This window comes from Acidobacterium sp. FHG110202_01 (assembly GCF_059115305.1).
The window spans coordinates 303,042-314,805 of sequence record NZ_JBZYWJ010000004.1; the positions used below are offsets into that span (position 1 = coordinate 303,042).

General features: G+C 58.0%; 9 protein-coding genes. 7 read left to right on the top strand and 2 right to left on the bottom strand.

All coding sequences use genetic code 11. The annotated features are described in order from the left end of the window. Positions 1–38 precede the first annotated feature (38 nt). From queC to AC5S16_RS10325, 5 genes are all read left to right on the top strand, one after another. Complete coding sequence (gene queC, locus AC5S16_RS10305; RefSeq protein ID WP_493929973.1) at positions 39–740, top strand: 7-cyano-7-deazaguanine synthase QueC; 702 nt, start codon at positions 39–41, stop codon at positions 738–740. Between the two features lie 105 nt (positions 741–845). Beyond that, positions 846–1,934 carry a carboxypeptidase regulatory-like domain-containing protein gene (locus AC5S16_RS10310; protein ID WP_493929974.1) on the top strand — a complete coding sequence of 363 codons (1,089 nt, stop codon included), beginning with the start codon at positions 846–848 and terminating at the stop codon, positions 1,932–1,934. Between the two features lie 207 nt (positions 1,935–2,141). Further along, a complete protein-coding gene (locus AC5S16_RS10315; RefSeq protein WP_493929975.1) occupies positions 2,142–3,365 on the top strand; it encodes a molybdopterin molybdotransferase MoeA in 1,224 nt (407 codons plus the stop codon). A 52-nt stretch (positions 3,366–3,417) separates the two neighbouring features. Next, positions 3,418–3,885, top strand: a complete 468-nt coding sequence (gene moaC, locus AC5S16_RS10320) for a cyclic pyranopterin monophosphate synthase MoaC (RefSeq protein ID WP_493929976.1) — start codon at positions 3,418–3,420, stop codon at positions 3,883–3,885. A gap of 109 nt (positions 3,886–3,994) precedes the next feature. Then, positions 3,995–5,104 (top strand): mechanosensitive ion channel family protein, encoded by a 1,110-nt coding sequence (locus tag AC5S16_RS10325; RefSeq protein ID WP_493929977.1) that lies wholly within the window; start codon positions 3,995–3,997, stop codon positions 5,102–5,104. A gap of 7 nt (positions 5,105–5,111) precedes the next feature. Here AC5S16_RS10325 and egtD read toward each other — a convergent pair whose 3' ends face one another. Then, positions 5,112–6,092 carry an L-histidine N(alpha)-methyltransferase gene (gene egtD / locus AC5S16_RS10330; protein WP_493929978.1) on the bottom strand — a complete coding sequence of 327 codons (981 nt, stop codon included), beginning with the start codon at positions 6,090–6,092 and terminating at the stop codon, positions 5,112–5,114. A gap of 8 nt (positions 6,093–6,100) precedes the next feature. Continuing rightward, positions 6,101–7,378 carry an ergothioneine biosynthesis protein EgtB gene (gene egtB / locus AC5S16_RS10335; protein ID WP_493929979.1) on the bottom strand — a complete coding sequence of 426 codons (1,278 nt, stop codon included), beginning with the start codon at positions 7,376–7,378 and terminating at the stop codon, positions 6,101–6,103. Positions 7,379–7,613: 235 nt separating this feature from the next. On the opposite strand from egtB, the gene AC5S16_RS10340 reads away from it, so the two are divergent. Both AC5S16_RS10340 and AC5S16_RS10345 read left to right on the top strand, forming a co-directional pair. Next, positions 7,614–8,309, top strand: coding sequence for a DUF5666 domain-containing protein (locus tag AC5S16_RS10340; protein ID WP_493929980.1), 696 nt, complete (start codon positions 7,614–7,616; stop codon positions 8,307–8,309). 16 nt (positions 8,310–8,325) lie between these two features. Further along, complete coding sequence (locus tag AC5S16_RS10345; protein ID WP_493929981.1) at positions 8,326–11,763, top strand: outer membrane beta-barrel protein; 3,438 nt, start codon at positions 8,326–8,328, stop codon at positions 11,761–11,763. The last annotated feature ends 1 nt before the right edge of the window (position 11,764 follow it).

Consider the following 11,764-nt stretch of genomic DNA (forward strand, 5'->3'; position numbering starts at 1 on the left):
TCTACACGATTTTTTCTCACCATTTACCATAAATACAGATGTCCTCCTCCCGCCCCAAAGCCCCCACACGAGCCGTAGTCAGCCTCTCCGGAGGTATGGACTCCTGCGTCTGCGCCGCGCTTGCCGCGCGCGATTACGACGCTTATGCCGTCCATTTCAGCTATGGCCAGCGAACCGAGGCCAAGGAGCTCGAATCAGCACACGCTGTCGCAAACAAGCTGGGATTCAAGGACTTCCTGCATCTCAAGATCGATCTCTTCCGCCGCATCGGAGGCTCCGCGCTCACGGACACCAGTATCGCCATCCCCGATGCCCCGCCGAGCGCCCAAATCGGTGCAGAAATCCCCGTCACCTATGTCCCCTTCCGCAACGCGCATTTTCTGTCAGCGGCCGTAAGCTGGGCCGAGGTACTGGGCGCTGAAAAAATCTTCATCGGCGCCGTCGAGCAGGACAGCTCCGGCTACCCCGACTGCCGTCCGGCGTATTATGAAGCATTTCAGCAACTTATCCGCACCGGCACCAAGGAGGGAGACATCGAAATCTCCACTCCGCTCATCCATCTTCGCAAGAAGCAGATTGTGACGCTCGGCCTTGAATTAGACGCGCCGTTGGATTTAACGTGGTCATGCTATTCAGGCGAGGAAACTGCCTGCGGTGTATGCGAGAGTTGCGTGCTGCGTCTCCGGGCTTTTGAAGAAGCGGGAGCCGTAGACCGCATCCCATATGCTGTGCGTGTTTAGACCTGGAGACGGGAAGCTGGTTCGATCAGGAATAAATTCCGGATCGGGCGAGAAAAGATTTCTAAAACAAAAAGCGCGCTCGCTCGGCGCGTTAAGGAGAAGAACATGAGGAAGATGAAGCTCTGGCTGGCGCTTGCACTGGCAGCTCTTATGCCGGCATTCGCTCAGGATCAGACAGGAAAGATCCATGGCCACATTCAGGACCCCGCAGGCGTCGCTGTTACCGATGGCATCGTGACCCTTTCGACCGACGGCGGCAAGACCGCCAAGTACACCTTCAAGGCCGACGCAAACGGCGACTACAAGGGAGACGGCGTCGCTCCCGGCGACTACACGCTCTCGCTGCGCCGCCCCGACACACCGGCCGATAAAGTCCTCGATCAGTTCCAGCAGATAAAGGTCACCGCCGGCAATGACACTGCGCAGGACTTCGACATGACGCGCCAGGAGTATCTCTCGAAGCTCACTCCTGAGCAGCGCAAGCAGCTCGAAGACCTGAAGGGCAAGAACGCGGAGGCGATGAAGGAGAACTCCGTCATCAAGAACCTGAACGCCGACTTGCAAAAAGCCCGCGACGACAACAAGAACAAGAACTATGCCGAAGCTGACTCCATCATGACGAAGGACACGCAGGCCAAGCCGGATGCCGCCGTGCTCTGGCTGGAACTGGGTGTCGCCCAGGCTGGCGAGAAGAAATATCCCGACGCCGAGACATCTCTGAAGAAGGCCATCGAACTCGACAGTCAGAGCAAGAAGCCGAATCCTGAAATCCAGGCTGCAGCCAACAACTCTCTGGGTGAAGTGCTGGCCAACCAGAGCAAGGTTCCTGACGCACAGGCCGCATATGAAGCCGCAGCCAAAATCAATCCCTCACAGGCTGCCATGTACTACGGCAATGAAGCTATCGTGATGAGCCGCGCAGGCCAGACCGATGGTGTTGTTGCCGCTGCCGACAAGGCCATCGCTGCTGATCCCACCAAGCCCATTCCCTACTACCTCAAGGGACAGGCGCTGGTCAGCAAGGCGACCGTTGACCAGAAGACCGGCAAGATCGTAGCGCCTCCGGGAACGGTTGATGCCTATCAGAAGTACCTCGAGCTCGACCCCAACGGCCCATTCTCCAATGAAGTCAAGGGCGTCCTGCAGGGCATGGGCGAGACCATCAAGAGCAGCTACAAGGCTCCGAAGAAGTAGCGCTGTACTTCAATCAGGAAAAGAGCGTCGCGAAAACGGCGCTCTTTTATTTTTACGATTGTCATCCTGAGCCCTTCGGCTTCGCTCAGGGCAGGCTCCGTCGAAGGACCTGCTTCTCGCATCGGTTGACGCCGAACCCAGGGTGCCCCATCTTCGCGCCCCGCTTTTGGGCGCTAAGGTGGGAAACCAATGCACTAAAATCAGCAGGTGCCCGACATTGTCCTCACCTATACCGAAGCGGCAAAGATCATCCAGCAACATGCTGAAAACATCCGCGCACACAAGCCATCGACGGAACAAGTCCCGCTGCTCACTTCAATCAACCGTGTCTTAGCCGAACCCATTGTAGCCGACCGCGACCAGCCGCCCTTTCCCCGCTCCACACGTGATGGATTTGCCTGCATCGCCGCTGACCTGAAAGTACCCACGCCGCTCAAGATCATCGGCCAGGTCCGCGCAGGCGAAACATGGCAGGGCGCACCGCTCCAGTCAGGACAATCCATCGAAATCATGACGGGAGCGCCCGTCCCCGCAGGAGCCGATTGCGTCGTCATGCTCGAGCACGTGAAGGTTGAAGGCACGAGCCTGCAATTGGCGGAAGACCGCTCCATCTCCGCAGGTGAAAATATTGTCCCTGCAGGAGCAGAGGCAAAACGGGGCAGCACCATCGTCTTCGCCGGAACACGCATCACCGCATCACAGATCGCCGTTGCTGCAGCATGCGGATATGAGAACATCCAGGCATATCGCCGCCCACGCGTTGCTATTCTCGCAACCGGAGACGAACTGGTAGCTCTTGAAAACAAGCCGCTCATCCATCAGATTCGTAACTCAAACAGTTACTCATTAGCAGCACAGGTCTCGCTTGCCGGAGCGCAGCCTGTCATCCTTCCCGTTGCTCCCGACAATGAATCGGAAATCGAAGCCGCCATTCGTAGCGCAGAAAGCTGCGATCTGCTCCTGCTCTCCGGCGGAGTCTCGATGGGCAAGTACGATTTCGTCGAACAGGCGCTGCATGCGCTGGGAGCTGAATTCTTCTTCACCGGAGCCAGGATTCAACCCGGCCGCCCCATCGTCTTTGGAAAGCTGCCGCAACAATACTTCTTCGGACTCCCCGGCAATCCCGTCTCCACTATGGTCACCTTCGCGCTCTTCGCACAGCCGCTCATCGCCGCCCTGAGCGGAGAAGCCTCCGGCAGTCCACGTTTCGCGCTCGCGCGTTTGACTCATGCAGTACGCGCCAAATCAGGCCTCACGCGTTTCCTGCCTGCACGCATTGACTATAACTTTGACGGAGCAACCGCCACCATCATCCCCTGGCAGGGATCGGGCGATCTCGCCAGCACTGCCAGCGCCAACGGCTTCGCCGTTCTCCCGCCCGATTCTGAAGACCTCTCCGGAGGCTCGCTCATTTCCGTGCTACTGATGTGACTCTGTGTCCTCCGTGTTCTCTATGGCGAGAAAGATTTGTTAGGCTTTCCCCATGAGCAAGCTCTCGCATTTCGATGAAGCTGGCGACGCCAGAATGGTGGACATAAGCGGCAAGCAGGCGACACGCCGTGAAGCAGAAGCCTCAGCCTTTGTCGCGCTCTCGCCTGAAGTCCTTGCTGCTCTGCCGCAAAACCCCAAAGGCAATCCGCTGGAAGTTGCGCGCTTCGCTGGAATCCAGGCAGCAAAGCGCACATCGGAACTCATCCCGATGTGCCATCCACTGTCGCTGAGCTTTATTGACGTTCAGGCTGAGGTCACGAAGGAAGGCGTAGCCATTCGCAGCATCGCCGCAACAACCGGCCAGACAGGAGTGGAGATGGAGGCGCTCACCGCAGCATCCGTAGCCGCACTCACGGTCTACGATATGTGCAAGGCGCTCGACAAGGGCATCGTTATTCGCGAAGTTCGACTGGAGAAAAAGTCCGGCGGCAAGAGCGGCGACTATGCCCGTACCCGCTGACGCAAGAACCGGAAATTCCGGCTGTCGCATCCTATACAGCAGCACTGAATGAACAACGTACTAAGCATGAATCGCATGCCTGACCAGAACTGTCGGTTATGGGAAAGTTATGTCCTTCCTTTACAGCATCATGATTGTGTATCGCCGCGAGTGGCTTATCGGCATAGGTGCCGTTTGTGTTGTCATCCTCATCAGTCTCTTTGCTCATGACATAATCTTTCGACTGCTAGGTCGCTTAAAGTCCAAGGATCAGCAAAAATGGCCTCTGTTGACCCTGGTCTCACAGAGGCTTCGCCGGCCGGCACGATGGATCGTCATACTGACAGCAGTACACGCCGTTCTCCCCTGGCTTCCAATTCCTCAAGCCTACGCTGGTCTTACGCACAAAATTCTTGGAATTGTCTGGTTCGCCGCTCTCGGCTGGCTGATGGTTGCCTCCGTTTATCTCTCCGAAGACCTTCTGCTCCGCCGCTATAACATTGCTTCAAAGGACAACCTGCGCGCGCGCCGTGTCCGCACGCAGATGCAGTTCATGCGCCGTATCGCCATTGGCCTGTTGTTATTGGTCGACGCGGGCTTGATTCTTTCACTGTTCCAGGATTCAAAGCTGTGGCACTATGGCGCTGGTCTTCTTGCATCCGCAGGCCTGGCAAGCCTTGTACTCGCCACTGCCGCGAAATCCACCGCGGCCAACCTTCTCGCAGGCCTTCAGATTGCGCTTACTGAACCGATACGAATCGACGATGTTGTGATTGTGCAAGGCGAGTGGGGAAGAATTGAAGAAATCACCACATCTTATGTAGTCGTCGCGATCTGGGACCAGCGACGCCTGGTCGTGCCCTTAACATATTTCATCGAGAACCCGTTTCAGAACTGGACTCGCAACACATCGGACCTGCTGGGCACATCGTTTCTCTATGTTGATTACTCCATACCTGTAGATGAACTTCGAAAGGAGTTCACACACATCCTGGAAAGTTCGCCGCTTTGGGATAGAAGGGTGAATTCGCTTCAGGTCACCAACCTCAGTGAACACACCATGGAGATTCGCTGCCTGATGAGCGCGCGCAATTCCGGTGAGTCTTTCGATCTGCGTTGCCTTGTGCGCGAAAAGATGGTTGCCTTTATTCAGAAGAACTATCCGGATGCATTTCCCCGGGCCCGTTTTGCGGCTGTCCAGGAATCACACCCATCTGTGCTTCAAGGATTGCCTTCGTAAAAATCGCTCACCAAGCAGTAGCCAGGTACACGCCGAACCACTCGCACTCATCGGTCCAGTGGTCGGAGAGATGGAACCCGGCACGCTCCAGCATCTCAATCACGCCCTGGTCCTGGAATTTGTAACTGTTCTCGGTGTGAATCGTTTCGCCGCGCTCGAAGCTGACCTCAAGATCGAGCGCCGGAATGAGCACACGCTGCGCCGCCAGGCTCTCCAGATAGATTTCGATCCGCGAGCATTTTGCATTCCATCGCGCCACGTGTTTGAAGAGCCGCAGGTTAAAGTTTGCGCCCAGCTCGCGGTTGATGCGGGTAAGGATGTTCTTGTTGAACTCCGCCGTAACGCCCTCGGCATCATCATAGGCCGCCAGCAGCAGCTTGGTGTCCTTCACCATATCGACGCCGAGCAGCAGTCTGTCCCCCGGCGAAAGCTCGTCGCGGATATCACGCAATATCTGCTGGGCATCCGCTGCTTCAAAATTCCCGATGCTCGATCCGATATAGAGCACCATTCGCCGCTCGCCGTTGGCCTCAATCTGTCCCAGCCCTTCGGTATAGTCGGCAACGCGCGGGACGACAGAGACACCCTTGATCTCGGCTTCCAGGCGCTCCTTGGCGTGGGTCAGCGGGCTCTCGCTCACGTCAATCGCGTGATAGGTCACATCGCGCTGCCGCCGCACGGCTGCTTCGAGCAGAAGGCCGGTCTTGGTCGCCGTGCCCGCGCCCAGCTCGATCATTGACAGGCGCTCGCAGCCAGCCGCCGCGGCAACAATCGAATCAGCGTGAGCTTCCAGAATCGCCCGCTCCGTTCGCGTCAGATAATACTCAGGCAGCTCCGTGATCTGCTCAAAAAGCTGTGAACCGCGCTGGTCATAAAACAGCCACGGGCTCAGCTTCTTGGGATTGGCGGTGAGGCCTACATAGACTTCCGCGCCGACAGGACCATACGCGGCAGCGGGCAAATGGGGAAAAGCGGAAAGAGCGGGCATCGAAAACCTCAGTAGTCAGCGAGACGAATCCCTGAAAATTGCCAGCGCGTTGCCAGAGAAAAAAAGTTCCGGTAGCTGGCGCGGATATGCGACTGCGGCGTCACGCACGATCCGCCGCGCAACACCATCTGGTTTGACATGAATTTGCCGTTGTACTCACCCAGCGCTCCGGGCAGAGCGCGGAAGCCGGGATACCCAAGATATGCGCTCGCTGTCCACTCCCATACATCTCCAAACATCTGGCATGCTCCATTGGAAGCGCTACTTCTCAAAGGATGGAGCGCACCATTTTCCAGCAGGTTTCCCGTCACATTTAACTGGGATGCGGCAATCTCCCATTCGGCTTCCACAGGCAGCCGTTTTCCTGCCCAATGTGCATAGGCATCCGCCTCAAAATAACTGATGTGGCATACCGGCGTATCTTCCATCTCGCTGAAGGCTTCCTTGCCGCTCAGCGTAAATATGCTCCATGGATCTGTATCTTTTTCCCTGTGCCAATAAAGAGGAGCGCGCCAGCCCAGCGATTGCGCTGTCTGCCAGCCTTCAGAAAGCCATAAATCCTGCCGCTTGTATCCGCCGTCTTCCATGAATGCCAGATACTCCGCGCAGGTCACCAGCCGTGAGCCCAGCGCAAAAGGTTCGAGGAAGACGCGGTGCCGCGGCAGCTCATTGTCATAGCAGAAGCCATCGCCACAGTAGCCGATCTCGATCACTCCTCCGGAATACTCCTTCCACTGCATGGGAGATGCCGGGTGCCCCAGAGCCTGCCCTGAGCTAACCTGGGCCTGGGAATACACAGGATGCAGAGGGTTCGACCAGAAGGCATGCTTGATATCCGTCAGCAGAAGCTCCTGGTGCTGCTGCTCGTGGTGGATGCCGAGCACCGTGCGCCGTTCGATCTCCTCGGAAGCGTTTTCCTCAAGCAGTTTCTCCATCGCAGTATTCACATGCTCGCGGTAGTCAAGAATCTCATCGAGCGATGGCCGCGAGAACGAAGCGCGCAGTTTCTTTTCCGGCTGGTCGGATACCGTGTTGTAGTAGCTGTTGAAGAGCCAGAGAAAATCCGGGTGGAAGGGCCGATATCCAGGAGCAAATTCACGCAGGATAAATGTTTCGAAGAACCATGTGGTGTGCGCCAGATGCCACTTTGCCGGACTGGCCTCAGGGCACGACTGCACCATCATGTCTTCCGGGGTAAGCGGCGCGCAGAGCTGTTCGCTCTCGAGCCGCACGCTACAAAACTGTTGTGTCAGGGAAACGGAAGCTGCTGCTGGACTTACGCTCATCTGGAGGGGATCACTCCTTCCTCTAAAACTTAGAGGGCCTTTCCTGCCTCGTGTTGCCTGCCTTGCTCAATTCACTCAAGATTCCTGAGCTGCCGTTCCGGTTTCATTTTTCGTAACTATTTGTCAATAAATGTAAAGTCTTCCCGGAAGTGTATCGCAGAACAAAGAGAGCGGCTTAAAATTGTCCCGATGAGACTCCTCTCTATAAGTTGTCGTCTAACTGGCAGCTAAACGAATGAAAGCTCGATTCACAGCCCCGCTGCTCCTTCTTTTCAGTTTCCTTTCTCTTGCCACTTGTCATGCCCAGGATCAGGACGGCCCGCCGCGCGGCGGACGCGGTGGAATGATGGGCGGGATGATGGCAGGTGGCGGTGGGGTGCATGGCACAGTCACCGCCGTCTCCGGCAATGAGTTCACGGTAAAAACCGAGCAGGGCGAAACCTACAAGATCGAAACCGGCCCCAATACGCATTTCGTGAAGGCGCGACAGCCCATCAAGGCTACTGACGTCCACACCGGCGATGTCGTGGTGTCTGGAGGCGAAGTCGACGAGAAAGCACACACACTCGGCGCAGTCTTCTTTGCCGTTCTTGACGCCGAATCCGTGCAGCGCATGAAGCAGGCCGAGGCTGATTTCGGAAAAACATGGGTTGCGGGAAAAATCACGGCCATGAACGAGCTCAAGCTCACCGTCGAGCGTCCTGATAAGAAGACGCAGACCATCACCGTCGACGAAAACACATCCTTCCAGAAGCACCGCGAAAGCATCACCCTCGCCGACATCAAGGTAGGCGACATGGTCTCCGCGCGCGGCGCTCTGCAGAACGGAAACTTCGTTGCTTCCGTATTGAATGTCATGGATCCGAATCGTCGCGGACCAGGTGGACCCGTCGTCATTGAAGGCGGACCTCCGCCGCAGCAACCCCAGTAGACCAGAGGACCAGACAGTGCGCCGCTTGCTGACAATCAGCTTCCTGATCGCCGCCTCCGCAGCCTGCCTTGCCCAGACGCAGACACCTGCCACGCCCGCGTCCCCCGCAACACCCACAGCCGACGCCCAGGCTGGAGGCACCATCCATGGCTCCGTAAAATCCGGCCCTGTTCCATTGCCCGGAGTCAGCGTCACCGCCACCAACACGCTCACCGGCAAGAAGTACAGCACGGTCACCGACGCAACCGGAGCGTACAAACTCTCCATTCCGCAGAATGGCCGCTACGTCATCCGTACCGATTTCGCCGCCTTCGCCGCAATCACCAAGGAAGCTCTGCTCAATGCCACTTCGCACGATCAGCAGGCGGATTTCGCTCTCACGCTTGCCTCGCGCGCGCAGCAGCAGGAAGGCAATGACCAGGCCGCCCAGGCCATGCAGACCCTGCGTCAGTATGCCGGCCGGGGCTCACAGAACCTCAACCTTCTCGGCGCAGCCGCCGGGCTCATCGAGGCAGGTGGCGGCAATGGATCAAACGGCGCATCGGACACGTCGCTCCCTTCCATGGCCAGCAACTCTGACTTCTCCAACAATGATTCCGTCGCCGTCAGCGGCCAGAGCGGTTCCACGAATCCATTCGCCGGAATGAACATGGGCCAGATGCGCGAGAACATGGAGGACCAGCAGTTCCAGCAATCGCTCTCGCAGACGCCCGGCGGGCAAAGCCAGGGAGACACCAGTGGCGGGCCGGGCGGCATCATGATTGCCGGCGGCCCCGGCGGAGGCGGGCCGGGTGGTGGACCAGGAGGCGGCGGTGGCGGTGTCTTTTTCAGTGGCCCACGCGGCGGCCGTGGCGGACGCGGCGGCAACTTCCGCAACCTCAAACTTAATCAGCCTCACGGCGCCTTCTTCTGGAATGGCGGCAACTCCGCGCTCAATGCCGAACCATTTTCCGTTCGCGGAGCTCCGCTCAACCAGCCCAGCTATCTCTCGAACCATTTCGGCCTGACGTTTGTCGGAGCGCCCTATATTCCCAAGATTCTCGAGCATGACACGAAGGACTTCCTTTTCTTCACGCTGGCCGGGCAGCGCAGCTCGTCGCCATTCAACCAGTACGGCACCGTGCCCACGGCTGAAGAGCGCGCCGGCAATCTCTCCACGTTGACCAATCAGGAAGGCTCACCCATCACTATCTACGATCCGCAGACAGGCCAGCCTTTCCCTAACAACGTCATTCCCAGCCAGCGCATCGCATCGCAGGCGGCCGGACTGCTGAACTACATTCCGCTTCCGAACCTTTCCGGACGCACGCAGAATTACCAGCGCATCTCGACCAGCCAGAGCAACACCACCAACGTCGGCCTGCGCTACATGCGCAGCTTCGGGTCAAATGCGGGCTCGCCCGTCATGGGCATGATTCGCCAGTTCATGGGACAGAACAACGGCAATACCTGGCGGCAGAGCATCAACGGCAACTTCAACTACAGTCATAACGCCGCCGACGAGCTCAACATCTTCCCTGACCTCGGCGGCAAGCAGCAGGTGCACCAGTATTCGGTGCAGGCGGGCTACTCGCTCGGCAAGGGCCGGCTCACCAACAATCTCACCGCTGGGTGGAACCGCAGCAACACCGAACTGCGCAACTACTTCACCAACACAACTGACGTAGCCTCGCAGCTCGGCATCAACATTTTCAATGGCACGCCCATCAGCGCACTCAACTACGGTCTGCCCGGCCTTACATTGAACCAGTTCACCGGACTGAATGAGCAGCAGCCGAACTTCCGCATCAATCAGACCATCACTGCATCAGAATCGAGCTCCTGGATCCACAAGAAAAACAACATCCGCTTCGGCTTCGATTACCGCCGCGTGCATCTCGACATGATCGGCTCGACGGGCAACTCCACCGGGACCTTCACCTTCACTGGCCTCTTTACGCAGGCCCCGGGCACCAGCACCAGTACAAGCGGCGCGCTGGCGACATCAGGATCATCACTTGCTGACCTGCTGCTTGGTCTGCCGCAGCAAACCACCCTCCAGGCGCCGTACCAGAAAGCCTATCTGCGCGAAAATGTCTTCGACTTCTTTGTTCAGGACAGCTGGCAGGCCCGGCCTAACCTCACCATACTCGCCGGACTGCGCTACGAATACTTCTCGCCTTACTCGGAAAAGAACGACCGCCTGGTGAACATCGATGCCGGTGACAATTTCGCGACTGTAGTCCCCGTGCTGCCCAATCAGGTTGGGCCATTCTCCGGCAAATATCCGCGCACGCTCGTCGAGCCGCAGCACCTGGACTTCTCTCCACGCATCGGCTTTGCCTGGCGAGCCGTCAAAGATACAGTTGTGCGCTTCGGTTACGGCATTAACTTCGCCAATGGACAGTACGTAAAATTCGTGCAGAACTTTGCCTTCCAGCCTCCGTTTGCCGATGTGCAGACGAATAACTTTACTGCAGCCAATCCACCTGCGAATGGTTTTGCCGATGGCTTCCCTGCTCCGCAAACCGTCGGCAACTATGCTGTGAACAAGAATTACCGCCTGCCTTATGTTCAGGTGTGGAACCTCGATGTCCAGCGCACGCTTCCGCTCGGCATCGTCCTCAACGTTGGCTATAACGGATCGAAAGGCACGCGGCTGGATATCCTGAGCGCACCCGGACGCAGCGCGACGGAAAGCCTCAGCGGCTACTACTATGACTGGGAAGACTCCATCGCCTTCTCCAACTACAACGCGCTCGCCGTGCGCCTGCGCAAACGCATGCAGCGCGGTATCGCTCTTGGCGCAACCTACACCTATTCGCACTCCATCGACAACGCCAGCTCCATCGGCGGTAATGGCGGCTCAAGCGCGGGAGTAGCACAGAACTGGCAGAACCTGCTCGCCGAAGAATCAAATTCCAGCTTCGATGTCCGCCACAACCTCAAAGGCGACTTCGTCTACGAATTGCCCTTCGGCCCGGACACGCACATGCTGACGAACGGCAACTGGCTCTCGCACGCGCTGGCCAACATGTCGCTCTCCGGCACCTTCAACTTTGCCACCGGAGAGCCGCTCACGCCGCACTACCAGGCCTCGATTGAAGACGTGGCCCGCGGCAGCACCGGCTCTCTGCGCCCTGACCGCGTGCCCGGCGCATCTCTCACCGCAGGCGGAGGCTCCATCCGCAACTGGTTTAACCAGGCAGCATTCACTGCCCCGGCAGGGACCTATGGCACAGCCTCGCGCCTGTCGATCGCCGGCCCCGGAACCGTCTCCTTCAACGCATCGTTCTCCAAGAGTGTCCGCTTCGGCGACTTCCGCAACCTTGAGCTGCGCGCCACCGCCAGCAATGTCTTCAACACTGTGCAGTATTCAGGCATAGACACAACGCTGGGCTCCGCCACCTACGGCCAGGTCACATCGGCCGCATCCATGCGCTCCTTCACCTTCATGGGCCGCTACCGCTTCTAAG